The 26,129-nt window shown below is 69.1% G+C and carries 21 protein-coding genes and 8 pseudogenes; 14 read left to right on the top strand and 15 right to left on the bottom strand.

What is annotated here, in order from left to right; translation table 11 throughout:
- Nucleotide 1 precedes the first annotated feature (1 nt).
- Nucleotides 2-451 (top strand): annotated as a pseudogene (locus tag ACFYZJ_RS10720) (Sua5 family C-terminal domain-containing protein); the annotation flags it as partial.
- A gap of 24 nt (nt 452-475) precedes the next feature.
- On the opposite strand, the pseudogene ACFYZJ_RS10715 reads toward ACFYZJ_RS10720, so the two are convergent.
- Nucleotides 476-1,113 (bottom strand): annotated as a pseudogene (locus ACFYZJ_RS10715) (carbonic anhydrase).
- Between the two features lie 151 nt (nt 1,114-1,264).
- On the opposite strand from ACFYZJ_RS10715, the gene ACFYZJ_RS10710 reads away from it, so the two are divergent.
- Nucleotides 1,265-2,527, top strand: a complete 1,263-nt coding sequence (locus ACFYZJ_RS10710; protein ID WP_388565331.1) for a SpoIIE family protein phosphatase — start codon at nt 1,265-1,267, stop codon at nt 2,525-2,527.
- A 33-nt stretch (nt 2,528-2,560) separates the two neighbouring features.
- Here ACFYZJ_RS10710 and ACFYZJ_RS10705 read toward each other — a convergent pair.
- Together ACFYZJ_RS10705 and ACFYZJ_RS10700 are read right to left on the bottom strand one after the other, a co-directional pair.
- Nucleotides 2,561-2,821 (bottom strand): annotated as a pseudogene (locus ACFYZJ_RS10705) (hypothetical protein); the annotation flags it as partial.
- Between the two features lie 179 nt (nt 2,822-3,000).
- Nucleotides 3,001-3,939 (bottom strand): DMT family transporter, encoded by a 939-nt coding sequence (locus ACFYZJ_RS10700; protein WP_388565329.1) that lies wholly within the window; start codon nt 3,937-3,939, stop codon nt 3,001-3,003.
- A 158-nt stretch (nt 3,940-4,097) separates the two neighbouring features.
- On the opposite strand from ACFYZJ_RS10700, the gene ACFYZJ_RS10695 reads away from it, so the two are divergent.
- Entirely contained in the window at nt 4,098-4,550 is a 453-nt protein-coding gene (locus ACFYZJ_RS10695; RefSeq protein WP_388565327.1) for an Lrp/AsnC family transcriptional regulator, read from the top strand.
- Nucleotides 4,551-4,691: 141 nt separating this feature from the next.
- Entirely contained in the window at nt 4,692-5,288 is a 597-nt protein-coding gene (locus ACFYZJ_RS10690; protein WP_388565324.1) for a GNAT family N-acetyltransferase, read from the top strand.
- 35 nt (nt 5,289-5,323) lie between these two features.
- Here ACFYZJ_RS10690 and ACFYZJ_RS10685 read toward each other — a convergent pair whose 3' ends face one another.
- The 4 genes from ACFYZJ_RS10685 to ACFYZJ_RS10670 form a co-directional block, all read right to left on the bottom strand.
- On the bottom strand, nt 5,324-5,626 hold the full coding sequence (locus ACFYZJ_RS10685) for a hypothetical protein (protein ID WP_388565322.1): 303 nt from the start codon (nt 5,624-5,626) through the stop codon (nt 5,324-5,326).
- 170 nt (nt 5,627-5,796) lie between these two features.
- The gene (locus tag ACFYZJ_RS10680; RefSeq protein WP_388565319.1) at nt 5,797-6,219 is read right to left on the bottom strand and encodes an arsenate reductase ArsC; all 423 of its coding nucleotides are present in this window, start codon (nt 6,217-6,219) and stop codon (nt 5,797-5,799) included.
- 29 nt (nt 6,220-6,248) lie between these two features.
- On the bottom strand, nt 6,249-6,983 hold the full coding sequence (locus ACFYZJ_RS10675; protein WP_388565317.1) for an aquaporin: 735 nt from the start codon (nt 6,981-6,983) through the stop codon (nt 6,249-6,251).
- Nucleotides 6,980-7,354 carry an ArsR/SmtB family transcription factor gene (locus ACFYZJ_RS10670; RefSeq protein WP_388565314.1) on the bottom strand — a complete coding sequence of 125 codons (375 nt, stop codon included), beginning with the start codon at nt 7,352-7,354 and terminating at the stop codon, nt 6,980-6,982. The genes ACFYZJ_RS10675 and ACFYZJ_RS10670 overlap by 4 nt, the downstream gene beginning before the upstream one ends.
- Before the next feature lie 106 nt (nt 7,355-7,460).
- Between ACFYZJ_RS10670 and arsM the strand changes: the two genes are divergently transcribed.
- Nucleotides 7,461-8,255, top strand: coding sequence for an arsenite methyltransferase (gene arsM, locus ACFYZJ_RS10665; RefSeq protein WP_388565312.1), 795 nt, complete (start codon nt 7,461-7,463; stop codon nt 8,253-8,255).
- A gap of 131 nt (nt 8,256-8,386) precedes the next feature.
- On the opposite strand, the gene ACFYZJ_RS10660 is transcribed toward arsM, so the two are convergent.
- Both ACFYZJ_RS10660 and ACFYZJ_RS10655 read right to left on the bottom strand, forming a co-directional pair.
- Complete coding sequence (locus tag ACFYZJ_RS10660) at nt 8,387-8,635, bottom strand: hypothetical protein (protein WP_388565587.1); 249 nt, start codon at nt 8,633-8,635, stop codon at nt 8,387-8,389.
- Between the two features lie 693 nt (nt 8,636-9,328).
- Nucleotides 9,329-10,082 (bottom strand): annotated as a pseudogene (locus ACFYZJ_RS10655) (IS701 family transposase); the annotation flags it as partial.
- 241 nt (nt 10,083-10,323) lie between these two features.
- On the opposite strand from ACFYZJ_RS10655, the gene ACFYZJ_RS10650 reads away from it, so the two are divergent.
- Both ACFYZJ_RS10650 and ACFYZJ_RS10645 read left to right on the top strand, forming a co-directional pair.
- Nucleotides 10,324-10,722 carry a hypothetical protein gene (locus ACFYZJ_RS10650; RefSeq protein WP_388565586.1) on the top strand — a complete coding sequence of 133 codons (399 nt, stop codon included), beginning with the start codon at nt 10,324-10,326 and terminating at the stop codon, nt 10,720-10,722.
- Between the two features lie 1,169 nt (nt 10,723-11,891).
- Nucleotides 11,892-12,281 carry a hypothetical protein gene (locus tag ACFYZJ_RS10645; protein WP_388565310.1) on the top strand — a complete coding sequence of 130 codons (390 nt, stop codon included), beginning with the start codon at nt 11,892-11,894 and terminating at the stop codon, nt 12,279-12,281.
- An 84-nt stretch (nt 12,282-12,365) separates the two neighbouring features.
- Here ACFYZJ_RS10645 and ACFYZJ_RS10640 read toward each other — a convergent pair.
- A pseudogene (locus ACFYZJ_RS10640) lies at nt 12,366-12,518 on the bottom strand (IS5/IS1182 family transposase); the annotation flags it as partial.
- 170 nt (nt 12,519-12,688) lie between these two features.
- On the opposite strand from ACFYZJ_RS10640, the pseudogene ACFYZJ_RS10635 reads away from it, so the two are divergent.
- Nucleotides 12,689-12,831, top strand: a pseudogene (locus ACFYZJ_RS10635) (IS3 family transposase); the annotation flags it as partial.
- Nucleotides 12,832-13,062: 231 nt separating this feature from the next.
- On the opposite strand, the gene ACFYZJ_RS10630 reads toward ACFYZJ_RS10635, so the two are convergent.
- Nucleotides 13,063-13,911: a LysR family transcriptional regulator gene (locus ACFYZJ_RS10630; protein ID WP_388565308.1), complete on the bottom strand. Its 849-nt coding sequence runs from the start codon at nt 13,909-13,911 to the stop codon at nt 13,063-13,065.
- A gap of 104 nt (nt 13,912-14,015) precedes the next feature.
- Here ACFYZJ_RS10630 and ACFYZJ_RS10625 point away from each other — a divergent pair, with 104 nt between their 5' ends.
- From ACFYZJ_RS10625 to ACFYZJ_RS10615, 3 genes and pseudogenes are all read left to right on the top strand, one after another.
- Nucleotides 14,016-14,759: an SDR family oxidoreductase gene (locus ACFYZJ_RS10625; RefSeq protein ID WP_388565305.1), complete on the top strand. Its 744-nt coding sequence runs from the start codon at nt 14,016-14,018 to the stop codon at nt 14,757-14,759.
- A gap of 378 nt (nt 14,760-15,137) precedes the next feature.
- Nucleotides 15,138-15,566 (top strand): annotated as a pseudogene (locus ACFYZJ_RS10620) (IS5 family transposase); the annotation flags it as partial.
- Between the two features lie 77 nt (nt 15,567-15,643).
- Nucleotides 15,644-16,443 (top strand): annotated as a pseudogene (locus tag ACFYZJ_RS10615) (IS5 family transposase).
- 50 nt (nt 16,444-16,493) lie between these two features.
- Here the strand turns inward: ACFYZJ_RS10615 and ACFYZJ_RS10610 are convergent.
- Both ACFYZJ_RS10610 and ACFYZJ_RS10605 read right to left on the bottom strand, forming a co-directional pair.
- On the bottom strand, nt 16,494-16,766 hold the full coding sequence (locus ACFYZJ_RS10610) for a transposase (protein WP_388565303.1): 273 nt from the start codon (nt 16,764-16,766) through the stop codon (nt 16,494-16,496).
- A gap of 71 nt (nt 16,767-16,837) precedes the next feature.
- Nucleotides 16,838-17,305 carry an HIT family protein gene (locus ACFYZJ_RS10605; RefSeq protein WP_388565301.1) on the bottom strand — a complete coding sequence of 156 codons (468 nt, stop codon included), beginning with the start codon at nt 17,303-17,305 and terminating at the stop codon, nt 16,838-16,840.
- Between the two features lie 652 nt (nt 17,306-17,957).
- Here ACFYZJ_RS10605 and ACFYZJ_RS10600 point away from each other — a divergent pair.
- A complete protein-coding gene (locus tag ACFYZJ_RS10600; RefSeq protein ID WP_388565298.1) occupies nt 17,958-18,293 on the top strand; it encodes a transposase in 336 nt (111 codons plus the stop codon).
- A gap of 575 nt (nt 18,294-18,868) precedes the next feature.
- Here ACFYZJ_RS10600 and ACFYZJ_RS10595 read toward each other — a convergent pair.
- Entirely contained in the window at nt 18,869-19,684 is an 816-nt protein-coding gene (locus ACFYZJ_RS10595) for a class I SAM-dependent methyltransferase (RefSeq protein ID WP_388565583.1), read from the bottom strand.
- 1,166 nt (nt 19,685-20,850) lie between these two features.
- A complete protein-coding gene (locus ACFYZJ_RS10590; protein WP_388565296.1) occupies nt 20,851-21,360 on the bottom strand; it encodes a hypothetical protein in 510 nt (169 codons plus the stop codon).
- Nucleotides 21,361-22,645: 1,285 nt separating this feature from the next.
- Between ACFYZJ_RS10590 and ACFYZJ_RS10585 the strand changes: the two genes are divergently transcribed.
- Together ACFYZJ_RS10585 and ACFYZJ_RS10580 are read left to right on the top strand one after the other, a co-directional pair.
- Entirely contained in the window at nt 22,646-23,872 is a 1,227-nt protein-coding gene (locus ACFYZJ_RS10585; protein ID WP_388565294.1) for a hypothetical protein, read from the top strand.
- 149 nt (nt 23,873-24,021) lie between these two features.
- On the top strand, nt 24,022-25,929 hold the full coding sequence (locus ACFYZJ_RS10580) for a hypothetical protein (protein WP_388565292.1): 1,908 nt from the start codon (nt 24,022-24,024) through the stop codon (nt 25,927-25,929).
- Nucleotides 25,930-26,129: the final 200 nt, after the last annotated feature.

The following is a 26,129-nucleotide window of genomic DNA, read 5'->3' as shown; positions in this document are numbered from 1 at the left end:
GAGCATCCTTCGGCCCGGCGGGGTGACGCGCGAGGACATCGAAGCAGTGCTGGGTTATCGGCTTGCGGTCCCTTCGACGAGCCCTGTCCGGGTGCCGGGCCAGTATCCGTCCCACTACGCTCCGCGTGCGCGGGTTGTCCTCGTCGAGCCGGAGAAGGTGATCGCCGAAGCGGAGCTCGCGCAGGAGCTGGGGCACCAGGTGGGGGTCCTTCTGCCTGCCTCCTTCACCGACGCTGCGGTCAAGGTGCACGCCGTTGTGGCGCTCCCCGGTTCGCCGGCCGCCTATGCGCGCGGGCTGTACGGGTTCCTGCGCGAACTCGATCAGCAAGGGTGCGATCTCATCGTCGCGTCCTTGCCGGCGGAAGAGGGCCTGGGACTGGCGATCGCCAACCGGCTCCGCCGCGCCGCAGGGCCCCGGCCCTCCTCGGTCCCCGGCCTCCAGCAGCACTGAACACCGGGCGGCCGGCAGCGGGTTTCACCGTGTGAGGGCAGCAGCCCCGGTCAGGCCGTGGGTGGCGATCAGTTGTGCACTGCCGTCGGCCAGGCGGTAGGACAGGCCCACTACGGCGAGCCGGCCGGCGGCCACGCGCTCGGCCAGGACGCGGGAGCGTTCCAGCAGGTCGACGGTGTGCCGGATGCGCTCGGCCAGGATCTCTTCGGGCTGGTCGCGTCCGGCGGCGCGGGCCGCCAGCACACTCGGAGCCACCCGCTGGACAACGTCACGGACAAAGCCGGCGGGCACCTGGCCGCCGTCGGCGGCGGCGCGGGCAGCCGCGATGGCCCCGCACGAGTCATGGCCCAGCACCACGACCAGCGGGCAGTCGAGCACACTCACGCCGTACTCGATGCTTCCCAACGCCTCCGCACCGACGACATGCCCGGCGTTGCGCACGACGAACAGATCCCCGAGCCCCTGGTCGAAGATGATCTCGGCGGCCAGCCGGGAGTCGGAACAGCCGAAGAGCACCGCGAAGGGATTCTGGGCCGGGGCGGTTTCGGCGCGGCGTGCGGCGTCCTGGTTGGGTGTTCGGGGAAGCCGGCCACCAACCGGTGGTTGCCGGCCAGCAGCATCTCGAAGGCGCCATCGGGAGTCGGCGCCTGGGTCTCGGTCATGGCGGAAGGCTACGGCCGGCCCTCGATATCGCGGCCGGGTCCACGGATGGCTGCCGACGGGGCCCCAGGGCAGGGGCGTAAGGAAGCTCGGCGGGCGTGGGGACGGGGCAGCTCGTAGATTGGAGAGGGAGCACCTCGCAAGGGCACACGTGTGACGGCACCGGAGATCGACTACACGGCGGTGTTCGCCGTCCTTCCGAGCCCGTGCCTGATGCTGGGCACGGACCTGGTGATAGCCAATGCCAATCCGGCGTTCTGCGAGGTGACCGGACGCAGCCGGGCCGAGTTGGTCGGGCAGTACCTCTTCGACGCCTTCCCGGACAACCCCGCCGACCCGGGGGCCGACGGGATGGAGACGCTGAAAGCCTCCCTGCACCGGGTGCTGTCCTCCGGCCAGACCGATCACATGGCGCTGCAGAAGTACGACATCCCCGTCGCCGGCAACCCCGAGGTGTTCAAGGAGCGGTGGTGGACCGCGATCAACGTGCCCGTCCTCGGCCCGGACGGCAAGGCCGCCTGGATCCTCCACCGGTCGGAGGACATGACCGACGTCGTCCGCGCCCGCCGCACCGCGCACCTGCCGTCGGTCCGCCCCGGCCGGGAAGCGGCCATGGAAGCCGAGCTGTACGCCCGGGCGCGGCAACTGCAGCGGCTGAACGAGGAACTGCGGCAGGCCCACGCCCGTGAACGACGCATCGCCGTTGCCCTCCAAGAGGCCATGCTGGAGTCCCCGGACCTGGCCCGGCACCCGGACGTCGCCGTGCGCTACCTGCCCGCGGCCGGATCGCTGAACGTGTGCGGCGACTGGTACGACGCGGTCGACCTGACCGGGGGCCGCTTCGCCGTTGCGGTCGGTGACGTGGTCGGCCACGGGCTGATGGCCGCCACCGTCATGGGCAGGCTGCGCAGCGCGCTGAGCGCCGCCACCCGCACCGTCCACGGCCCTGCCCAGGCCCTGGAGGTCCTGGGGCTGTACGCGCGCTCGGTCGAGGGAGCACTGGCCGCCACCGCCGTCCAGGTCCTGGTCGACTGCCCCAGCCATCTGCTCATCTACAGCAGCGCCGGCCACCCCCCGCCCGTCCTGCTGCACCGCAGCGGCACGTGCGACCTGCTCGACCAGGCCACCGACCCGCCGCTGGGTGCCCGCCCCGAACACGTCCCCCGCCCCCAGGCCAACACGACCTATACCTCGGGCGACACCCTGATCCTGTACACCGACGGCCTGATCGAACGCCGCGGCGAGGACATCGACACCGGCCTTGCCCGCCTGACCGACATGCTCGCCACCTGCACCGGGTTCGGCGCGGAACACCTCGCCGACGCCCTGCTGGCCGGGCTGAACGTCACCAGCGGCGCGGGCGACGACATCGCCATGGTCGTCGTCCACCTGGGCTCAATGACCCGACCGCCCTGACCGGGACGGTATGGAGACCGAATCAACGTGTGGTCAGCGCCTGCTGCTGCCAGGGCGAGACTGTGACCTCGGCGATCGCCTCCGGCGACGGCCTTGAAGCAGCGGCGGATCACGTCGTCGGGGCGGGTCGGTGGGCAGGTCGTCAACGTGCTCGCCGGTGACCAGGTCGACCACGCGCCGGGCCACCGACACCGCATCGTCGGCAAACCGCTCGTCGTAGCGGCCGACCAGCGTGACGTCCACGGCCGTCTCCACCCCGTGGCTCCGCAGCTCGTCCATCAGATGCTGGAAGATCGCGATCGTGCACCCTGGCGTCGACGAGGGCGACGAGGGCCTGCGCGTAGTGGTCGGTGAAGTCGGGAATGTCGTCCGTCGGCGCTGAGGGTGTCCACGAGTTCGCGAGCGGTGGCCAGCTCGTCCTCGTCGATGTCGGCACGCCGGCGGCCTGGGCCCGGACGTGGTCCGCGGGCCGTTCAGACGCGCTCGCCGATTGGGGCCGACTCGATGACCGCGGGGCGCTGAACGGCCGTTCGGCGCTCGATCACTCCGAGCACCACACCGGCGATGATGATCGCGCCGCCGAAGGCCTGCGGGAACCGGACCGTCTCCTTGTTGATCACCACGGCGCCGAGCACTCCGAACACCGGCACCAGGTTCAGGATATTGACCGCGACGCTCGACGTCATGCGGCGCAGCCCGTAGTTGTACAGCAGGAAGCCGCCGACGGAGCACGCCACGGCCAGATAGGCGAGAAGCAGCCAGGCCGTCCCGCCCGGTGCCCGCCAGTGGCCGATCTCCAGGCACGAGGCGAGCAGGAAGCCGGCAGCGCCCGCCACGGTCTGGTGGTAGGTCAGGTTCACGGAGTCCTGCCCGCGGCCCGCGTACTTGGCCAGCACGTTGTACCCGGCCCACACCAGTCCGCCGAGCAGCAGCAGGACATCGCCGAGCCAGCGCCGGCTGCCTCCGACCTGCGCTCCGTTGCGCACGACCAGGAAGGCGCCCGCGGTGGCGAGCAGCACACCGCCGACCCGGAGCATCGGCATCCTGGTCCGGAAGACCACCAGTTCCAGGAGCATGGTCATCAGCGGGTAGGTGGCCACGATCAGGGAGGCGTCGGAGGCTGTCGACAGCTCGACACCGATGTTCTCCAGCACGAAGTAGGCGGTGATGCCGAGCAGACCGCTCAGGTAGATCATGCGCCGCTGCCGGACATCGGGTCGCGCCGCCGGGTTGCGGCGCAGGCGCACCATGACCGCGAGCAGGCCCGCGGCGATCGTGAAGCGGATGGCCCCGATGCTCAGTGGCCCGACATCCGCCAGCACCTGCTTGGTCACCGCATAGGAGCTGCTCCAAAAGAGCGCGGCCGCCACGACGGCACAGATCGCCCAGAACCTTCCCCTCCGCTCGTCCACCGTCGCTCGTCCCTTCCGCCCGTAGTCCCCGGCTCCGCCCGGCCCGCCCCGCGAAGAAACGAATCACAGACGGAACAATCGCGAGAATGCTAGCAATCGCACGGCGGTTACGGCATGCTTGCCGAATATAATTCGGCACTGATGGAAGGTGACGGAACGTGGACGAACTTGATTCGGCGCTGCTGCGACTTCTGCAGCAAGACGGTCGGCGCACCAACCGGGACCTTGCGCAGGAGTTGGGGATCGCACCCTCGACCTGCCTGGAGCGGGTGCGCTCCTTGCGGGAGCGCGGTGTGCTGCTCGGGTTCCACGCCGAGGTGGACCTCACCTCGCTGGGCCGGGGACTGCAGGCGATTATCGCCGTACGGGTGCGGCCGCCGACTCGTGCGGTCATCGAGCAGTTCCAGGCGTTCGTGGCGCAGATGCCTGAGGTGATCTCGGTCTTCGTGCTGACGGGCACCGACGACTTCCTCATCCATGTGGCGGTTCGCGACACGGACCATCTGCACTCGGTGGTCCTGGACAAGCTGACCGAACGACGGGAACTGGCGGACGTTCGCACCTCGGTGGTCTACGGGCACCTGCGCAAGACCGTCATCGACCTGATATGAGGCCCTCCAGGGCCACGATCAGCAGGTCGTTCGCCTCCGGGGCTGCCGACCGTGATCCGCAGCCCGGCGCCGGAGAAGGTGCCCACCAGCGGTGCGGGCCGGCCACCGCGGCCTGGAGAGCACCCGGCCCCGGACCGCTCCGTGCGCCGTCAGGCCGCCACACGGCGCACGGCTCTCACCGTCTGCACCATCGCCGACATTGCGGCAGGTCTACTCGGCCTGTGGATCCTGTGCCTGTTGACGAGGACCGTCACCTGCAGGTTTGCTGGCCGCATGTCCCGCCTTCGCATCGAAAAGGTGGACGGCGACGCCACGGTCCACGACTGGCAGCATGTCCACAACCTCGTCATCCCCACGCACTACCGCTCTCTTGACGAGGTGCGAGAGCGTTCCGGGCACAACGTTCTGGAAGTTGCCTATCTCGACGACACTCTCATCGGCTGCACGACAGTGCGCCCGCCCACGGGCGAGACGCCGGTGGCAACCGTCATCGCTCGCGTGCTGCCCGACCATCGCGGCCAGGGCTTCGGAGCAGAGTTGTACGAGCGTGGTCTTGCGCAGGCGAGGGAACTCGGCGCGGAGGCCATCGAGACGGTGGTGTTGGCCTCCAACAGGGACGGCCTCCGCTTCGCGCAGCGGCGCGGTTTCGCAGTGATCGACGAGTATGTGTTGCCGGGCGAGACGATCCCTTGGGTTGAGCTCCGGTTGGCGGCCGACGCGCTCAGCGCGGCAGATTGACGGCGACAGCCTCGCTCCGCGCCTGGGGCCCGCCCTCACAGGCGTGCCAGACCGTCCGCGCCGCGGATGCTGCTGCCGTCCCCTCCGTCGAGGAGCGCGGCGTGGAGCGTGAAGTCCGGCGGGATGATGCCGGATGCCTGGGTGAAGTCGCCGTTCCAGAGGCGGAGCCAGGCGTCGAGCATCGCCTTGGGGCTCTTGGCGGGCGCCTGATGGCTCTGCGACGTGATCGACTGTTCGGCTGTGGTGGCGGAGGAGGTGGGTGCGGCGGCCGTCGTGGCGCTGACGGCCAGGGCGGCAGGGACGAGCAGACGCACCCGGTTGTGTGCGGTGGTGGTCATGGTGGTTCCTCGCATGTCAGTCGGGCGGGAAAGAAGGGGGCGGGTGTCAGTTGGTGCAGGTGGTGCCGGGTGCTGGCAGGGCGCGGGTGGTTAGGGAGCGGTTGGTGGCATCGCCTCGGCTCGAGGGGCGCAGGGTGCAGCTGGTAGATCGTCAGCAGTGCGCTCGGGCGTCATGCCGCTGCCGGGATGCCGAGTTCGGCGATCAGACCGCGCACGCGCTGCTCGATCTGATCCCGGATGGGCCGCACGGCGTCCACGCCCCGGCCTGCCGGGTCGTCCAGTTGCCAGTCCACGTACCGCTTGCCGGGGAAGATCGGGCAAGTGTCTCCGCAGCCCATGGTGATCACCACGTCCGAGGACTGCACGGCCTCGGTGGTGAGGATCTTCGGCGTCTGGGCGGAGATGTCGATGCCGACCTCTTTCATGGCTGCGACCACGGCCGGGTTGACGGTGTTCGCGGGCGCGGAGCCTGCAGAGCGGACCTCGACCTGCCCGCCGGCGAGGTGGGTGAGGAAGGCGGCGCCCATCTGGGAGCGGCCGGCGTTGTGGACGCAGACGAACAGCACCGACGCACGCGGGGTGGGAGCGCTCATGGCAGGAGCCTTTCTCGAGAGGGGGCGGGTCAGAAGGAGGCGAGTTCGGGTTCGCCGTGCGGGACGACGGCCTCGTCCCGGGCGGGAGCGGGACGGCCGTAGACCACCGCGACGGCGCCCAGTCCGAGCACGGCTCCGAACAGTTGGGCCGCGATGAAGGGGATGACGGAGGCGGGGGCGATGCCGGCGAAGGTGTCGGTGAAGGCGCGGCCGATGGTCACCGCCGGGTTCGCGAACGAGGTGGAGGAGGTGAACCAGTAAGCGGCCCCGATGTAGGAGGCCACCCCCACTGGGGCGAGCGAGGCGCGGCCGATCCTGCCCAGGCCGAAGACCAGCAGGACCAGCCCGGCCGTGGCGACGACCTCCCCCAGCCACAGATGGCCAGCGGACCGGTCGTGGGTGGAGAACTTCACCAGCGGCCTCGCGAACATCGCGTCGGCGAGGATCGCCCCGCCGATCGCCCCCGCGGTCTGGGCGGGCACGTACGCGGCGACGTCCCGCAGGGTGAGCCCGTCCGCGGTGCGGCGGCCGGTGAACCAGGCCGCGAGGGTCACGGCAGGGTTGAAGTGCGCGCCGGAGACCGGCCCCAGCAGCAGGATGAGCACGCCCAGGCCGAAGACGGTGGCGAGGGAGTTGGCGAGCAGCTGCACGCCCACGTCCCGGGACAACTCGGTGGCCTGGATCCCGGAGCCGACGACGACCGCGACCAGCAACCCGGTCCCGGCGGCTTCGGCGGCCATGCGGCGGCCGAGGGATGCGGTCACGCGGTGACTCCTGCGCTCTGCGGCATGGTCAGGAACGCGGCCAGCTGGTCCAGGACGCCGGGCAGCACCCAGTAGTACACCCACGTGCCGCGGCGTTCACAGTCGATGAGCCCGGCCTGGCGAAGCAGCTTGAGGTGGTGGGAGATCGTCGGCTGGGACAGGTCGAACGCGGGCGTCATCTCGCACACGCAGACCTCGCCGCCCTCCCGTGAGGCGATCATCGACAGCAGCCGCAGCCGGACCGGGTCCCCCAGTGCCTTGAACACCTTGGCCAGCTGAGCCGCACGCTCATCGTCCAGAGGTTCGGACACGAGCCTCTCGCAGCAGCCGTCAGCGCCCTGGCCGATCACCTCAAGCCCTTGTTTCGACATGCCTCTATGTTGACGTTCTTCGATTCACCGCGCAAGGTTGCATCGAAGAACGTCAATACAAGCCCGTTCCGAGGCACCGCCATGCCCCGTCACCCAGGAGTGAGTCATGAGCGAGCAGTCCACTGACCTGCGTGAAACCGTCCGCGAGCGCTACGCCGCGGCGGCCGTGAAGGTCACCAAGGGCGGCGCCGCCTGTTGCGGGCCGCAGCCGGTCGAGGTCGACAAGAACTTCGGCTCGACCCTGTACACCGCCGACGACCGCGACGCACTGCCGGCGGAGGCCGTCGCCGCCTCTTTCGGCTGCGGCAACCCGACCGCCGTCGCCGAACTCCGTGAGGGCGAGCGTGTCCTGGACCTCGGCTCCGGCGGCGGCATCGACGTCCTACTCTCCGCCCGCCGGGTCGGCCCGACGGGGAAGGCGTTTGGGCTGGACATGACCGAGGAGATGCTCGCCCTGGCCCTCGCCAACGCAGCGAAGGCGCGCGCAACGAACGTCGAGTTCCTCAAGGGCACGATCGAAGCCATCCCCCTGCCCGCGAACACCATCGACGTCGTCATCTCCAACTGCGTAATCAACCTGTCCACCGACAAGCCGGCCGTGTTCGCCGAGACCTTCCGCGTCCTCAAGCCCGGCGGCCGGATCGGCGTCTCCGACGTCGTCGCCGACGACACCCTCACGCCCGCACAGCGCGCCGAACGCGGCGACTACGTCGGCTGCATCGCAGGCGCCCTGTCCTTCGCCGAATACCAGGCAGGGCTGCAAGCCGCCGGTTTCATCGACATCGAGCTCACCCCGACCCACCTGGTCGCCGACGGCATGCACTCCGCCATCGTCCGAGCCACCAAGCCAGTGGCCGCGGACGCCTCCTCCGAGGCGATGCGATCGGCCGACGCATGCTGAGGTGTCAACGCGTGCTGACCCCCGGCGAGGCCTCCGTCGGCCCTGCCCTGACCATCACTGAGTCAGTCATGATCAGTCCTCGTTGCCGAGGCGGACGACGCGGCGCTGGATGAGGGTCAGGACGACGACGATCAGGAAGAAGACGACGCTGATCGCGGATCCCTGGCCGATGTTGTTCTGTTGAAGGCGGTGGTGACCGCCTGGTACATCACGGTGCGGGTGGCGTCCTCGTCCAGGCCGCCGCCGTTGACCAGGACGAAGACCTGGTCGAAGACACGGATGGCCGGCACCGAGGTGAGCATGGCGACGAAGACGAGGGCGCCGCGGATGCCGGGCAGGGTGACGCGCCGGAACTGCTGCCAGCGGCTCGCGCGGTCCAGCTGGGCGGCCTCGTAGAGCTCGCTGGGGATCTGCTGCAGGCCGGCGAGGCGACGGCTTCCTCAAATCCGTCGACCAAACCGGCAGGGGCCTGGCCAACCAGGGCTGGAAGGACCACGACGACTCCATCCGCCACCGCGACGACCGCCGCGTCACCCCGCCGATCGCCCTGTCCGAGATACAGGTGTACGCCTACGAGGCCGCGCACGACGGAGCCGCGCTGCTGCGAGCCTTCGGCCGCCCGGAAGCCGACGAATGGAGAGGAGTGGGCCTGGCGGCTGGCCGGAGGCTTCCGCAAGCGGTTCTGGGTGCAGGACTCTCAAGGCCCCTACCCGGCCGTAGCCCTGGACCGTGACGGCCGCCCGGTCGACTCGGTCACCTCAGCCCTCGGCCACCTGCTCGACACCGGCCTGCTGAACCACGAGCAGAACGCCCTGCTCGCAGCCCGGCTCAGCGCCCCCGACCTGGACGCCGACCACGGACTGCGCACCCTCAGCAGTGCATCAGGAGGCTACAGCCCCTACGGCTACCACACCGGATCCATCCGACCCCACGACACCGCCATCGCCATCCACGGCCTCGTCCGCGCCGGCTTCCCGCAGGCAGCCGCCTCCCTCACGGCGGGCCTGCCAACCGCCTTCGCGGACATCGACGCCCGCCTGCCCGAACTCTTCGCCGGCCACGGCGCCGAAGCAGGCTCCCGCCCCGCGCCCTACCCGCCTCCTGCCGAGCGCAGGCATGGGCAGCAGCAGCATCCGTCCGCGCAAAACTTCCCCCCGCCGGTGGTGGCTTCATGTGAGCAGGCGACGGCGAGCACGTGGCCGACCTGGCGCTCTTCCAGCGCGGAGCACAGCTTTGGGTTGCCGCCGTAGACCTCGTCCGCCGCGACCCAGCGGACGCGGTGCCCGGCATCGAGAAATCGGCCGATCATGCGGGCGGCCAGCTCCGGCTCGGTCGCGGAGACGGTGTCCTCGTCCAGGCCCGCGGCTCGGCAGCGATCCAGGTCGAGCGTCCAGCAGTGCGGGATGTCCAGCTCCCGGTCCACCGCCGTGTGCCTCGCGGTCCCGCGTAGGCGAGGTAGACAGCGACTTGCGCGTTTTCGATCCTCCCGGCGGTGCCGGTGTACTGGCCCTGGACGTCGACGGTGTGCGTCCCCTTCACCACGCCCCGGTCTCGTCGGCCACCAGCACTGCACCCTCGTCGCGTAGATGCTTCAGGACGTACTCACGCACGTCATCGCGCACGGCGTCGCCATCCCATCGGGCCAGGCCGAGCAGGTGCTGCATGCCGGCCGGTGTGGCCTCTGGGGCCCACTCGGCGATGCTCCGGCAGTTTTTTGCGTGGCAGCTCCGACAGCAGACCCAGCATCAGATCCCGCACGCGAGGAGGGTCGTCTCGGCGGCCGAGGAGGGCCGTCCCGGCTCCCCGCGCCCGCCGGGATGGTCCCAGCCATCCCGGTTTCTTGCCTGGGATCGGCTACTGCTCTCCGCAACCGCGGGGTTGGTGTCCACGGCCAGTGGGACATCCGAGTGGGCGGACAACTCAAGTCCCTGCTGGCGGACAGTTGATTTCCCTGTCCGGTATGACCGTTCGCCCCCTGTTCGGCGGCTCGTGCATGCGCGGGGCAACCGGGCCGTCTGTTGGCGGCTGCGCCATGCCCGGTGTCAGTGGTGGCTGCAATGCTGGCGACATGATCCCTTGGAACCTGCTCGATCTCGACAAGGCCCTGCGTGTCAGCTGGGCTGCTGATACCTGCTCGCCCGACGACCAGGCCGACTGGGAGCCTGGCAACCCGGCCTGGGGGCACTGTGACATCACGGCCTTGATCGTCAACGACGTCTTCGGCGGCGATCTCGTGGTCGGTGAAGTGCACCTTGACGGGACCCAGCATGGCTTCCACTGGTGGAACCGGTTGCCCAGTGGTGTGGAACTCGACCTGACGCGCGAGCAGTTCGAGCGTGGGCAAACTGTCACGGCTGCTCGTGTCATCGAGCGTCCTCCGGGCCCTTTGGCTCGCCGTTGGGAAGAGTACGTCCTTCTGCGCGAGCGTGTCATCAAGCATCTCGGTTCGCTCCCGGAGCCTGTCTGAGGGACTGCGGTCAGCACATCTGGTTCAGCGGGACGACGCCCTGGCCGCTGGTAACCTGAGTCAGCCGCAGCGAGGAGCCGTTTGCGACGCCGGGACGGTTCCGGCTCAACTGCTCCTGCACCCGCGGGGATGGTCCCATCATCAACTGGGTCGAGGACTGACGGCTACCTGCTCCCCGCAACCGCGGGGATGTCCGGCGTAGGGTGACCAGCGCGCGGGCCGCGTCTGCGAGCGCCTGAACCGACCGGCGTTACCGCCCGCTTCACTACTGGTATGACCGACGGCAACTCCATTCACTCGGCAGGAGAGCGCATGGCAGAGAGAGAAACAGCGATCCGTGCTGTGGCGCGCCTCGCTGACCACGTGTATTGGGTACGGGAGTGGTCTGACAAGCCGACCTGGCGTGACCGGCTCCGCAGATGGGTGTTCCCCGAGTCCTACGACTACGACCGGACCGCTACCCCGCCGAGGCCATGGGTCGACCGGCCCGCCGGGTACTACGAGCGGACAGGCTGGCGAATCCGCTCGGCCTACTTCAAATCCGACCCAGCTTTCGAGGTCGAGTACATCGTCTGCGATCTGTGCAAGATTGGCTGGGTGAGGCGCCACGTCCTACGAAGGCTACAAACGCTGCGGCCTCACCTCGGCTGCTCTGCGATCGTTACGCCGTGCCTACCCCGGAGTCCAGTGGCACACGGCACGTGGGCACTTCCGCGAGTCCGGGCCCTTCTGGGATTCGGTCAGCGCGGGCGTTGCTGGGGGCTACGTTCAGCGGGAAAGGTGCCATCACGTGACGTAGGAAGGGCTTCCCATGATGCCGACCGGCTGCGCGGACGAAGCGGATTGGAACTGCTCACCGCGGATGGCCCGCCGATCGTGATGACGGTCCGAGACGGTTGTGGGGGATGATGGGTTACGAAATAGCGACTGTGGTCTCGATGGTGGCCGTCGCTGTGACCGTGCTAGTCCTCAGGAAGTTGTTGCCGGCGCCACTCGATCCCGAAGCAGGCCGACCCGAGACGACGCTGCCTGCAAACTTCGCGATACGAGCCACCAAGCTCATGGCTATCACCCTTTCGTTGATGCCTCAACGGCATAAGCGCCCTGCGGGACCGTAACTCCGCGTCATGGAAAATCAGCTCGTGTTTCGCCCTGGGAGGACCCCGATCATGCCTGCCCACCTGACCACAGACGGCTGGTTGCTCATCGCGGCCGGCGTCACCGTCGTCTACATGGCTGCAATGTACTGGTGCATGCCGACGCCGAAGGCGAAGCGGCGCATGTTTATCGCCCCACTGGTCGGCTGGATATTCCTGTTGCCCAACGCCGCGATAAAAGGCTATTCCGTCTCACATACCCTGTATTTCTATAGTTGCGCCCTGGTGATGTTCATCATCATGCTGGTGCCGGTCGCAAAAAGGGTCGCATCCGACATTGCGGAACAGGAGCAGAAGCCTTGGGACAAGGTACCTCTCAACACCTTTTCCTTGTACTGGATACTCGGGTCGGCCACGGGCTGCATCGCGGGAGTGGCCTACCTCTGGCCGTTCCTTGAATAGCGGACAATAGGCGGCGAGCTGCTGCCACTCAGAGGCGTGGTGGACGCCGTCTCCTTTGAGTCGGCAGTCGCGAAGAATCTTTCATCCCTTCATGCGCGCGAAGGCGTGCTCGACGCGGGCGCAGACCTGTTTTTTGTGGGACTTGTTGTGCGCCTGTTTCCAGTCGGGTAGTTCCTCGCCATTGCTTCGCCGATGCGGCATCACCAGGCCGGTGCCCGGGTAGCCGCCGTCGGCGATGACTGGGGCTCCGGCAAGGTGTGTGGTCCCGGGACGTCGGTGACACGCGTGCTGGGTGCTTGAACTGGTGAGGGCTTTCTGGGTTCGGCGTGGATTACGAAGTCTGCACCGACGCTCTCGACATGGCCCTGTGGCGCCAGGACCATGCCGGAACTCCCGCTGGACCGTGCCTGGTTCACCATTCGGATGCGGGCAGTACACGTCTTTCGCGTTCACCGCGCATTTCCTTCGATGCTCCGGCATCGACGCCTTGATCGGCACCGCCGGCGATACTCTGGACAACGCGCTCATGGAATCCCAGATCGGCCTCTATAGTCGCTAAGAACGCCTGACACAATGAGCTGATCGGTCCTGGTGGTGAGCCGAGGAGCGATAGGTGTCACCAAGGCAGGCTTGTTGTCACTTCGCGTCGGAGCCTGGCTGTGGTTCCGGCAACGCCGGTGCAGGCCAGTCACCTCGTACCGCACGATGTGTCGGGAGCTGATGGCAGACCGGACGCTGTCCCCGAAATCCAGCACGGTGTCCAGGCGTTCACCGCCGTCGGTCACAGGGCGGTGGCGGCGCGGACCAGCCCCGCGACCGCCGTTGAGCAGCTGTGTGGGGGCCAGGCGATGACCGTGGTGACGTGGGGGGCGTCGGGGACCGGTACGGCGGTGAGGTCCTCGCGCAGGCCGGTGCGGCCCGACTCCGGCACGACCGCGCAGGCGCGGCCGAGGGCGATGAGCTGGGTGAGTTGCGTGTGGTCGCGCACCTGCGGTCCGGGGCCGTCCGGGAAGGTGCCGTCAGGCCGAGGCCAGCGGGGCAGGGGCAGGTCGGGAAGGTCGGTGACCTCGGCGAGCCGCACGTGGGGGCGGGCGCTGAGAGCGTGGCCCGCCGGGAGGATCGCGACCTGACCCTCGGAGTGCAGGTCCTCGGTGTCGAAGCCGGCCGTGTCGTCGAATGGCCGATGCAGCAGGGCTACGTCGGCCCGGCCGTCGTGCAGCAACCGTGCCTGCTCGCCCGGTCCGCACAGCACGACGTCCACGGCGACGGCGCCGGGCTCGGCGGCGTAGGCGTCGAGGAGTTTCGCCAGCAGTTCACCGGAGGCGCCCGCCTTCGCGGCCAGGACCACGGCGGGGCGGCCGGTCGCCGCGAGGGCGGCTCGGCGGGTGCGCCGTTCGGCGGCCTCGATGGCGTCCAGCGCCGCCCGCGCCTCCCGCAGCAGCACCGCCCCTGCCCCGGTCAGGGCGACACCCCGGCTGCCGCGCTCCAGCAGGAGGGTGCCCAGGCGCCGTTCGAGCCCGCCGATCGCCCGTGACAGCGGAGGTTGGGCGATCCCTAGCCGCTGCGCGGCCCGGCCGAAGTGCAGCTCTTCGGCGACCGCGACGAAGTACCGCAGCTCACGTGTCTCCACCCCGCCAGCCTAACCGGGACGGCCAGGAGCGATACCCGGGCGGTATCGCCGTCCACCCAGTCGGTCTTGGACGCCCTGCCCGGCGGGGGAGAAGTATCGATGTCATGAGTGAGACGAACACCGTGAACCACCACAAGGTCGCGCTGGTGACCGGGGCCAACAAGGGCATCGGGTACGAGATCGCCGCCGGGCTCGGCGCCCTCGGCTGGTCCGTCGGAATCGGCGCGCGGAACGAGGAGCGGCGCGAGGCCGCTGTGGACAAGCTGCGCGCGGCCGGAGCCGACGCGTTCGGCGTGCCGCTGGACGTGACCGACGACGCCAGCGTGACAGCGGCGGCTCGGCTGATGGAGGAGCGGGCCGGGCGGCTCGACGCGCTCGTCAACAATGCGGGGATCACCGGCGGCGGACCGCAGGAGCCCACCACGGTCGACGTGAACCGGGTACGGGCGGCCGTGGAGACCAACGTGATCGGCGTCATCCGCGTCACCAACGCCCTGCTCCCTCTGCTGCGCCGCTCGCCGTCGCCGCGGATTGTGAACGTCTCCAGCAGCGTCGGCTCCCTCACACTCCAGACCACGCCCGGCGCCGAGACGGGCCCCATCTCCATCGCCTACGCTCCGTCGAAGACGTTCCTCAACGCCGTCACCGTGCAGTACGCCAAGGAACTGGCCGACACCCACATCCTGATCAACGCCGTCTGCCCCGGTTTCACGGCGACCGACCTCAACGGCTTCCGGGGAGTGCGCACCCCCCAGCAGGGCGCAGCCGCCGCGATCCGGCTGGCCACCGTATCGGCCGACGGGCCGACCGGCCGCTTCTTCAACGACGAGGGAGAGGTTCCCTGGTGACGCGCTTCCGGTTTGCGGCGCCACCCCGTGGAGACGGCGCATGCGCGTCCTCGTGATTGGTGTCGTCACGCTATGTCGGTACGGCCGTCGAGCCCGAGCCTCCGGCGGACCACGAGGTGAGGGATCGAAAGGCACCGAGCGTCTGTGACAAGTAGCCTGCCTTCAAGGTGACAACCAGGCTGCTTCGGCCCGCCCCCTTCTGCCGGCCTTTTCGGCTCCGCCGGTGACAACTATCGAGCCTCGGCACAGGTGGCCGTGTCCGGTCGGCGAGTTCGGCGTTGTCCGGGGCATGGGGGCTTCGCCGTGGATCGTGTGGATGACTTGTGGGAGCGGATCGAGTTGCTCCTGCCGAAGCGGGAGAGGCGGTTCAGGTAGGGACGGGCCGGCTCCAAGCACCACCTGGTCACCGACGGCCACGGCACCCCGCTCGCGGTCGTCCTCACTGGTGGCAACCGCAACGACGTCACCCAGCTCATGCCCCTGCTCGACGCCGTCCCGCCCGTCCGTGGCAGGTCCGGACGGCCCCGCCGCAAGCCCCAGTCGGTCTTTGCCGACCGCGGCTACGACCACGACATCCACCGCGACCAGGTCCGGGACCGCCGGATCCTTCCCGTCATCGCCCGCCGCGGCACACCCCACGGCAGCGCCCTTGACGTCTACTGGTGGCTGGTCGAGCGTACCTTCGCCTGGCTCCACGGCTTCAAACGACTCCGCGTCCGCGGGGAAGGACGGGCGGACATCCACCAAGCCTTCCTCAAGCTCGTCTGCTGCCTGATCATCCACCGCCAGATCAACTCATTGTGTTAGCCGTTCTGACACAACGAGGTGGCTCGGTCCTGATGGCCGTGTCCAGCACGGTAGTTGAGCGTTCGGTCCGGTGGAGGATGTCGCCGTGGATCGTTTCGGATGAACTGTGGGACCGCCTGGAGCCGTTGTTGCCGCAGCATGAGCGACGCTTTCGGTATCCGGGCCGCAAGCCGCTGCCAGTCCGGCGGGTGCTGTGTCGGATCCTGTACGTGCTGCACACCAGGACCCAGTGGGACTACCTGCCCCAAGGAGCTGGGCTTCGGCTCGGGCATGACGTGCTGGCGACGCTTACGGGACTGGAACCAGGCCGGCATCTGGCAGCGGTTGCACGAGGTCCTGCTGGCCGAACTGAACGCGGCCTCGCGGCTGGACTGGTCCCGCTGCATGGTCGACTCCTCCGACGTCAGGGCGGTAAAAGGGGGAGCCAGACGAGTCCCTCGCCGGTCGACCGAGGCGGAGCCGGCTCCAAGCATCACTTGATCCTGACGGGCACGGCACCCCGCTCGCGGTCCTGCTGACCGGCGGCAACCGCAACGACGTCACCCAGCTGCTGTCCCTGCTCGACGCGATCCCACCGGTCCGCGTCCCGGGTAGGTCGTCCCGGCCGCAAGCCGGACTCGCTGTTCGCCGACCGCGGCTACGGCCACGACATCTACCGCGACCGGGTCCGCGCCCGCGGCATCGTGCCCGCGATCGGCCGCCGCGGCGCCCGACAAGGCACCCGGCCGGGCATCTACCGCTGGGTTGCGGAGAGGAGTTTTGCCTGGTTGCACGACGTCTGCGGATCCGGTGGGAACGGAGAGCCGACATCCACGAAGCGTTCCTGAAACTCGCCTGCTGCCTCATCACCCATCGACAACTCAGGGCACTGCGCTGACGTTGGGATGCAAGGCCTCTGGTCGTCCCCCTGGATGTGCGGGGCTCATGTCATGATCCGGTCTCATGAGTGTGAGCCATGGCCCAGTGGATCACCGTCCGGGATCGCTGCGGCAGGGCTTCGTAGTCCCGCGCCAGGCGGCGATGTTGCACCAACCAGCCGAAGGTCCGCTCGATCACCCACCGCTTCGTAAGTGGCTCGAACCCCTTCGCCCGCGGTCGCTGCACGACTTCCACGTCGATGCCCAGGCTGGCGCCATGATTGAAGATGCTGCTCTGGTAGCCACCGGCGGCCCAGACCTTGGACACGCTGGGATGCGCCACGGCCAGGTCCTCCAGCAGCGGCTTGCCGATTGTTCACGAGAAGTGGTTCTGGCTCAAATTCCGTGATCTGGTTACTGAGCGTTCGGGCCTCCATGAAGTTGTGCTCGGAGAGACTTGGCTATTTGGTCTGCCTGGGCAGCCGTTACTCGCTCCTGCTCTGGTCGCCGAAGCAACTCGAAAATGCCCGGCCCGCGATGCTCCGGTTGCAGATCTGTCATGCGCGGAACGATGTGGAAGTGCACGTGCGCGAAGCCTTCGGCTTCGGCAAATTGGACGACGTAGGTCTTGGCGCAACCAGTCATGCTGCGGAGAGCCCGGGAGAGTTTGACCTGCCACACCCCAAGGGCAGATGCCTCAGCGTTGGTGAGTTCATGAACTGCGGCAACATGGCGCCGAGGCAGCAGCACCAGCCAGCCGGGCACTGCCGTGTCGAAGGCGTGGGCCACTCGCCAGTGCTGGTCGTACACCGCGCACTCGCGTGGTGGTAGGTGGTCGAACTCTGCTTCCTTGCTGCATGTGTAGCAGTCGGGAATCGTCATGAACTGAGATCGTAGGGCTGTCTCTGCGAAACGCCTGCCGGCCTCAGCCACCAGTCATGCCAGGAGAACACTCTTCCGAAGGAGCTGGAAGCCGGCGCGTCCGAACATCTGGTGCTTGAACATCTTGATTCGGTTGACGTGTCCCTCGACGACGCCGGAGTTCCGGGGCAGGGTGAGGCCGGCGATGACGGCGTCGCGGTCTCGGTCGATGTCTGCGCGAGGGTGTGGAGACCGGGCAGGTCGTCTCGGCGGACCGCGTCGAGCCGCTCAGGGAGCTGGTGGCGCTGGCGCTCGGTGAGAATCTGGGCAAGGACCGGACTTTTCCGGTGAGCGCATCCAGCTCGGGACAGTGGGCCAAGGCTGCCTTGAGTCGGAGTTTTTCCACCTCGGTGAGGGAGTCGGGGTGCCGCAGTATCCAACCGACGACGGTGCGGGGCGATGGCGAAGACGCGGGGAGCGGGTCGGCCCAGAGACGCTTGGTGCGGAAGTAAGCGCGAACTCGCTGGTTCGACCCTGGCCGCAGTCGGGCTCGCCCTGGCCGGCCGGGCCGGTGCTCGGCCGGCTGCCGTCCTCGGCGTGTCCGTGAGCCGGAGCACGGTCTTGCGTCTGGTCAACACTCTGCCCGAGCCGGAGGCACCGGCGCCGCGGGTGGTTGGCGTCGACGAGTACGCCACTCGCAAGGGCCTTCATTACAGCACTGTCCTGGTGGACGTCGATAACCCGCCGTCCGATCGATCTGTTCCCAGGCCGGGAGGCGTCCAGCCCGGCCGCGTGGCTCGCCCAGCGGCCCGGCGTCGAGGTCGTCTGCCGGGACCGTGCCCCGTGCTTCGCGGAAGGCGCCACCGTCGGAGCGCCCCAGGCCGTCCAGGTCGCCGGCAGGTGGCATCTCTGGCACAACCTGAGCGAGGCCGCCGAACGGACCGTTGACCGTTGCCAAGCACCGCCACTGCCTGCGAGTCCTTCAGCCTCAACAGGGTGTTCCGGCTGACCGGAACTCTGAAGGCGTCCGTCATCCGGGCACCGGCCCGGCCCGCGAGCGCAAGACCGACCGACACCAGCGCCGACCGCAGCCGCCCGGTCCGTCGCCCGAACCTTCAGGTGAGACCGGGTACTTGCCCGGCAAAGGTCATGCGCTCGCAGGACTTCTCCTCGCAGACCAACCTCCGCACCCGCAACGACACCGCGACGAACCTGCCCGGCGTCGGCCGATCACTAGGAAACCGCAGGCAGCCAGCCGTGAATTCGCCCCGACCAGCACCCCCACCCCGGCAGGCCCGCCCGCCCTGCGGTCGTACGGGCCTCGGCCCGGACTACCGTGTCGATCACCCGACCGATTCCACCGACACGCCCTCGACCGAAGAAAACAGCAGCTCGTTCAACTGCGGCAGCGCTTCGTTCGCCGCGAATAAACGGTCGACCACAACACCGTCCAGCCAGGCCATTTTCGGGCGGACTTCAATCGCCGTGGGCGGTCAGTGCGTGCACGACCGGCCCGCCGCGCATGAACCTGGCTCCACTCATCAGGCGCCCTTGAATCGATCATCCAGGGAACCGGGAGGCGCTCTACCGGCGGACCGCCGAGATCAGTCCGCCGGGCCGCTCTTCGCGCTGCGGCGGGGTGCTGATCGGGCGGCCATAGGCGGCAGCGCGCTCGCGCAGGGTGTGGCAGCTGGCCTCCCAGCCGTGCCCGGCCAGCCAGCCCACCGGGTCGTCCGGCGTCTCCGAGACCCACATGGACGCCGCCGATCCCGGCACGGCGTCCGCACCGAAACGCTCGATCACACCGCGCGAGCCCAACGTCAGCCCCATCCGACTGCCTGCCGCCGCCTGCGCGCTGATCCGGGCCAGCAGCAGCTCCACCGCGTCCTCGGGCAGATAGATCAGCAGTCCTTCGGCGATCCACACGGTCGGCACCGCCGGGTCGTGCCCTGCGGCGGCCAGCGCGCCTGGCCAGTCCTCACGCAGATCCACCGCGACGGTGATCCGCTCACAGCGTGCGACGGCCCGCTCCTGGCGCAGCACCGAAGCCTTGAAGTCCAGTGGCTCGGCGGTGTCGACCTCGAACAGCCGGGTGCCCTCGGGCCAGTCCATCCGGAAGGCCCGGCTGTCCATGCCGGCGCCGAGCAGCACGACCTGCCGGATCCCGGACGCGGAGGCCTGCTGCAACAGGTCGTCGAGGAACTTCGTCCTGATGACGATGGAGAACGACACGGCCAGCCGGCGGCGTCGCGCGGCCTCGTCATCGGGCAGCGGCGGCGAGGAGGGCCACAGGCCGCCGGCGATGGCGAAGGCCTGTGCCAGTGGGTCACGGAACAGCGCGTTCTCCCGCTGGGTCTCCAGCGCCCGCACCCTGGCCACCCCCACCGCCGTGGCCCACACTCCCGACGGCTGCGCCCGCTCCTGCTCATCAGTCACCGCGCCAGCCTAGACAATCGTTTCCAAGGCGCCGGATGAGGGGAGCTAGCTGCATGCGCGGCCAGCCCGTCATGCGGGCACTGACCGCCTACGACCACTGGAAACCCTTCGAATCGATCACCTAGTCCGTCGCACCATCGATCATGTCGGCTCAACGAGTCGTCCACCAGCTCGTCATCGGTCCCAGATCAGAACCAGGGGGTAAGCCGTTTAGGTCTGTGTGCAGGGTGCGGGTCGGGGACGGTGCCAGGACAGCGTCGGCGGGCACGTCGGAAGCACGAGGCCCCGTAGTGCATACCTGCGGCTTACGGCGACCGACGCGGCCGTCGTACTCATCCTCACCGTGGCGCTGCTCGCCGACGCGAAGAAGTCCAAGCGCGGCCGCGACATCAAGCACGGCACCTGGTGCGGCATCTGCCTCGGCACCAGCGCGGGCGTGGGCGGGTTCGCCGCGGTACCACTGGCGCAGGCCGTGAACCGGCTCGACACCACCGTGTACGGAGCCGTGGCGCGAGCGCCGAGAATGAGCCGCCGACAGCGCCGGCGGCTGCATGCTGGTGGTCCTCGGGAGCGTGGTGACGGCGGTCGTCTCCAAGGCGTCCGCGGCGGTGGGGGTCCTGGCCGTCTGGACGGTCGGTATGGGGCGGTTTGGCGGGCGGCGCGCCCCGGGTGTCCGATTCATCCGCCCCCTCCCCCTACCGGGGGGTTGGACCCCTCGGGAGACGTTTACGAACGTGAGACCACACGGTGCGCGATGTGCGGAAGGGGCCGGGAGGGGGTGGACGGTCTTCCCCGATGAGCCAGCAGCGGCCTCCGCAGCCCCAGCAGCCCACTTGGGACGGCCAGCAGCAGCCGGGCTACGGCACCCCGCCGTTCCAGCCGCAGCCGCCGAAGAAGTCCATGGCCGGAAAGATCACCAGCTTCGGCTGTCTCGGCGTCGTCGCCCTGTTCGTCATCCAAGCCCGCCGCCTCCGCGTCGAGCAGCGACAAGCCTGCCGCCGCGGCCGAGCCCAGCACCAAGCCCAAGGCCAAGACGGACGACAAGGCGGCCAAGACCGTCGTTTTCACCGGCAAGGGTAAGGGCAAGTTCACAACGGCAGCCGGCTCGGAGAGTGACGTACATCGGGTGCTCACTCGCCACAGCGGAGGCCGGTGGGCCCCGAGGCGCGCTGCGACCGTGACGGTGAAAGGAAAACGGCCCGAGATACGGATTCGGTCTCACCCTGTGACGCCCGCGACATCGAGCAGTTGGTGCATGAGTTCGGCGGGCAGCGCGGGGTTACGGGCCGCCGCTCGAGGCATCCCGTCCTCGCCGAGTAGTTCGACGAGCCTTGGGAGGGGCAGGCGCGGGTCGGCCGCTGCGTGGCGGCGCACCATGTCCTCCGCGTCGTGGGAGAGCCGTTCGACGAGTTCCGGTTCGGCCCGTGGGTGGAGGGCCGCATACCGCAGCCGTGGTTCGGGTTGTCCGCGAAGCGGGCCAGACCGGGGCGCTCGAAGTTGCGGCGGTACGCCAGCATGCCCCAGCTCAGCCCGTCCCAGTCGGCGAGCATTTCCACAAGCAGTTCGTGCGGGGCATGGTCCTTCTCGCAGAGCATCAGCTTGACGTAGTAGTCGTCGTCGGCTGCCAACCGCTCGATCACGTCGGCGGGCAGCTCCGGTGCCCACGTGACGCCCCGGCGCAGCAGAACGTGGCTGGAGGCGGCGATCTCCCGCAGTGCGTCCGGGGCGCCGAAGCGGTTCCGCCACCCAGGTCGGCACCGGATGGCGGCCCGGGGGGACGGTGCGGTCGATCGCCGCCCGCTGCTCCTCGCTCACATCCGCGCGAAGGGACACGGCGAGACGGACGGAGGGCTCGGAATCGGCGGCCAGTGCAAGGGCGAGCGCCTTCGGCACGTGTGGGTTGGCAGCGGCCCTGCGACGTATCGAACCGTCCTCGTGGGCCACGAGGAGGGCGGCCAGGGCCGCGTCGACGGGTGGGGTCAAAGCGGCGGCGCGGCGGCGTTCGTCCGTCTCCGTGAGGAAGTCCTCGACCGTCCTCGGAAGGGGTCCGTCGATGTGGGTGGCGCGGGCGACGGCCTTGCGCACCCGGGGATCGGGGTCGGCCTCGGCCGCGGCCCGAACCTCAGGGCGCAGCCTGGGCCGGCTCCCGGCGTCGATGATGGCGGCCCGGGCGCGAGGGTCGGGATCCTCGGCCAGCGAGAGCAGCGTTCTCGTCCGGCAAGCCGGGCAGTGCGGTGGCGAAGTACCTCAGGCTGGCATCCGGGCCCGTGGCGAGCCGCACGGTCAGTTCCGTCGGCAGTTCGACATGCGGTCACACGCCATCACCACCGCGACGCGTCCAACCTTCGGATCCTCAGCCGGCACGGCGAGCGCATCCGACGGCAGGTGCGGATTCTCAGCCCGCCTACCCGGCCTCGCGGGGACTGGTTCGGGCCGCAGACGCGGCTGTGGCGGCTGCTGGTCGACGTGGGACCGCCGTAGGCGTACGACGCGTTACGGGACCACGGTGAGGGTCGATCGCCAGGCCCGCGAGGGGGGACCGTGCGGGTCGGGAGTGCGGCTACGGTGAGCGAACCGACTCCGGTGTGGTGGTGTCTCACGATGCCCCCGAACGGAGTTGGGACAGGCCGGCGGTGAGACGCGGCGGAGGCGTAGTCCGTTCCCCCGGTCCGGTGGGCGCTCACGGCCCCATTGCGGGCGATACAGGGAAACCCCTTGCACCGATACAGGGGAAACCCTTGTTTTTACTGTGAGTTGACTGTCTTGCGTAAATTCTCGGTTGCTTCGCGCCACCAGGCTGCATCTCTCTTGTTGCGTGGCATGTCCGGTGCAACCATCCCGGATTGCGAACACGCGCTCCATCGGCGTGAACGTCCTTCTCTCCGCACATGCCGGGCGGTCTCCGGCTGCCCGAAAGGATGTTCCGTGTCCCGATCCAGACGCAGACGCGGCCGGATGGTCGCGCTCACCGCGATCCTGACCGCAGTCCCCGCACTCTGGCTCTCCGCTCCCGCGGCCCAGGCCAACCCCACACCCCACGCCCCGGCGGCCCGCCACTCGGCCGACACCGGCCCGGCCGTCCGCCACGACGCCTCCCCCACCCTGCGCTCCATGGCCGCCCACGCCCGCCACGGCCACCACGGCAAGAGGCAGCAGGACGACGACCCCGGCGAGGAACGCCTCCCGCACCCGCCTGGCTCGCGCATCCCCGATCCGGTCGTCCAGTCCAGCCCGGGCGGCCCCTCCGCCCCCTCCACGGGCACGAACTTCGAGGGCATCGGCGCCGGCAACTACTCGATCACCGGTGTTCCGCCGGACCCGAACGCCGCCGTCGGCTCCGGCCAGATCGTCGAGACCGTGAACACCGCCTACGCGGTGTGCTCCAAGTCCGGAGCCACCCTCCTCGCGCCGACCGGCACCAGCACCCCGTGGTCCGGCTTCGGCGGCTCCTGCCAGTCCACCAACGACGGTGACGCGGTCGTCCGCGTGGCCGCCGGTTCGTCGGCGAGCACTGCGGTCTCTACCGCTGTGATGTCCGGTTCGGCGCAGTCCGCGAGCCTGTCGGCGGCCGGGCTGCCCGGTGGGGCGACCGCGAGCTTCAGCCCGTCCTCGGTCAATGCAGGCGGCTCGTCCACGCTGACGGTGGCGACCTCCTCGTCGACGCCGGCGGGGACGTACAACATCACCGTCACCGGCACGGGCGCCTCGGCCACCCACGCCGTGACCTACACGCTGAAGGTCACCTCCGGCAGCGGTGGTGGGATCACCAACGGCGGCTTCGGGACGGGCACTCTGACCGGCTGGACATCGGCCGGCGCCGCGTCGGTGGTGAGCTCCGGGGCGCACAGCGGCGCGTACGCGGCCCGGGTCGGCAGCACGTCACCGACCAACGGTGACTCCTCCATCGCCCAGACCTTCACCGCCCCGTCCGGCTCCAGCACGCTCGGCTTCTACTCCAACGTGATCTGCCCGGACACCGTCACCTACGACTGCCACGGCCACGCTCAAGGACAACACCACCGGGACGACGACCACGGTGCTCGCCAAGACCTGTGTGTCCTGCTCCCGCTGGGTCCAGAAGACCGCGTCCGTCACCGCCGGGCACAGCTACACGCTCACCCTGATCAGCCACGACGACAACTACACGGGTGATGCCGCGTACACCGCTACGACGACGTGACCCTGTCCTGATCCATGCAGGGCCAGGGACCTGTTCCTGAAACGTCGTCCCCGGGGCGGACCGCCGGCCGTGCGTCGGCGGTCCCCTCATCCCACCTCCATCACCGACAAGGGGTCTCCTCATGTCGCGCACCGCTTTCCGCAGATCCGTGGCGACCGCCACGACCGCCCTTCTGTCCTTGGGCGGCCTCCTCCTCGCGTCCCACCCGGCGCTGGCCGACGTCTCCAATGGAGGCTTCGAGTCCGGGAGTCTGACCGGTTGGACCACGTCCGGCACCACTTCGGTGGTCAGTTCCGGCGCGCACACGGGTACCTACGCCGCCCGGGTCGGCGGCACCTCCCCCACCAACGGCGACTCGTCCATCGCCCAGACCTTCACCGCTCCCAACGGCAGCACACAGCTGTCCTTCTGGTACAACGTGACCTGCCCCGACACGGTGACGTACGACTGGGCCACCGCAACCCTGGCCGACACCACGGCCGGCACCACGACGACCGTACTGGCGAAGACGTGCACCAACGGCCAGGGCTGGAAGCAGGTCACCTCGGCAGTGACCGCCGGTCACAGCTACAAACTCACCCTGGTCAGCCACGACGACAACTACGCGGGCGACGCGACCTACACGCTCTACGACGACGTCGCCTTCACCACCGCCGCCCCGCCGCCCGGGCTGACCCAGGTCAGCACCGACCCGTTCACGAACACCTCCAGCCAGCACGCCACCGAGCTGGAGCCGGACACCTTCGCGTACGGCAACACGATCGTCGCTTCCTCGCAGGTCGGCCGGTTCACCGACGGCGGCTCCTCCGACATCGGCTGGAACACCTCCACCGACGGCGGCACCACCTGGCAGCACGGCATGCTGCCCGGCATCACCACCTACCAGGGCGGAGGCAGCTGGGCCCGCGTCTCCGACCCGGCAGTCGCATACGACGCCAAGCACGGTACCTGGATGGTCGCCGGGCTGGTCATCGACTCCAACGTCAACGGCGCGGGCGTCACGGTCAGCCGCTCGACGAACGGCACCGTCTGGCAGAACCCGGTCATGGCGGTCGGCAACGACGGCCAGGGTTACGACAAGGAGTGGATCGTCTGCGACGACACGGCCTCCAGCCCCTACTACGGCACCTGCTACGTCGAGGTCGACATCACGTCCTCGGGCAACGCCGTGGTGATGAGCAGGTCGACCGACGGCGGCGCCACGTGGTCGGCACCGGTCACCCCCTCCGGCGGCCCCAGCGGTCTGGGCGGCCAGCCTCTGGTGCAGCCCAACGGCACGGTCGTCGTCCCCTACTCCGCCAACGGCAGCGCCATCCGCGCCTTCAACTCCACCAACGGCGGCACCAGCTGGTCCTCCAGCACGCTGATCGCCAACGTCTCAAGCCACGGCGTGGCCGGCAACCTGCGGGACGGTGAGGGCCTGCCGTCCGCCGAGATCGACGGCTCCGGCAAGATCTACGTCGCCTGGCAGGACTGCCGCTTCCGCTCCGGCTGCCCGGCCAACGACATCGTGTACGCGACCTCCACCAATGGCACCAGCTGGTCGGCCGTGACCCGGGTCCCGATCGACGCCACCACCAGCAGCGCCGACCACTTCATCCCCGGCATCGGCGTCGACCCCACCACGTCCGGCACAACGGCCAAAATCGGGCTCTACTACTACTTCTATCCGACAGCGAACTGCACCTCCTCCACCTGCCAGCTGGAGGTCGGCTACGTCTCCTCCGCCAACGGCGGCAGCACCTGGAGCAGCCCGAGCACCGTCGCGGGACCCATGTCCCTGTCCCAGATCGCGAACTCGACCCAGGGCAGCATGGTCGGCGACTACCTGTCCACCTCCGTTATCGCGGGCAAGGCGGTCTCTGCCTTCGCCGTCGGCAAGGCCCCGGCCAACGGGCAAGCGTTCGACGAGGCCCTCTACACCGCCGGGCCCCTCGCTGTAACAGGGGGCAGCGCCGCCTCCACCACCCGCGGTGCGGCCACCGTTTCCACACCGCACACGACCGGGCCCCTGCCGACCCGCCGCTGAGGCGCCGACATCGCCACGTGGGGTGAGTTCCGGCGCCTGCCGGAACTCACCCCACCTCTGATGCAGCGGTGGGATCCCCATCCTGTCCCGGCCAGCCCCTAGAAACTGAGCCGCAGCCCAGGATGTCACAGAGGCGTGCGGTGGCGTAAGGGGGCAGTTGTGGCGGTGGAGCATGGCAGACGCGGCGCGGGGCATGGGTC

Source organism: Streptomyces sp. NPDC001848 (assembly GCF_042891915.1).
Taxonomy (GTDB): Bacteria; Actinomycetota; Actinomycetes; order Streptomycetales; family Streptomycetaceae; genus Streptomyces.
The sequence above is the reverse complement of the archived record's forward strand: the minus strand, read 5'-3'. Positions and strand labels throughout refer to the sequence as shown.

What these genes read in the sequence shown, in the direction of transcription:
- ACFYZJ_RS10685 (WP_388565322.1), bottom strand. Translation starts at nt 5,626, where the DNA reads ATGACCACCACCGCACACAACCGGGTGCGTCTGCTCGTCCCTGCCGCC.
- ACFYZJ_RS10680 (WP_388565319.1), bottom strand. Translation starts at nt 6,219, where the DNA reads ATGAGCGCTCCCACCCCGCGTGCGTCGGTGCTGTTCGTCTGCGTCCAC.
- ACFYZJ_RS10670 (WP_388565314.1), bottom strand. Translation starts at nt 7,354, where the DNA reads ATGTCGAAACAAGGGCTTGAGGTGATCGGCCAGGGCGCTGACGGCTGC.
- arsM (WP_388565312.1), top strand. Translation starts at nt 7,461, where the DNA reads ATGAGCGAGCAGTCCACTGACCTGCGTGAAACCGTCCGCGAGCGCTAC.
- ACFYZJ_RS10650 (WP_388565586.1), top strand. Translation starts at nt 10,324, where the DNA reads ATGATCCCTTGGAACCTGCTCGATCTCGACAAGGCCCTGCGTGTCAGC.
- ACFYZJ_RS10645 (WP_388565310.1), top strand. Translation starts at nt 11,892, where the DNA reads ATGCCTGCCCACCTGACCACAGACGGCTGGTTGCTCATCGCGGCCGGC.
- ACFYZJ_RS10625 (WP_388565305.1), top strand. Translation starts at nt 14,016, where the DNA reads ATGAGTGAGACGAACACCGTGAACCACCACAAGGTCGCGCTGGTGACC.
- ACFYZJ_RS10605 (WP_388565301.1), bottom strand. Translation starts at nt 17,305, where the DNA reads ATGACGATTCCCGACTGCTACACATGCAGCAAGGAAGCAGAGTTCGAC.
- ACFYZJ_RS10580 (WP_388565292.1), top strand. Translation starts at nt 24,022, where the DNA reads ATGTCGCGCACCGCTTTCCGCAGATCCGTGGCGACCGCCACGACCGCC.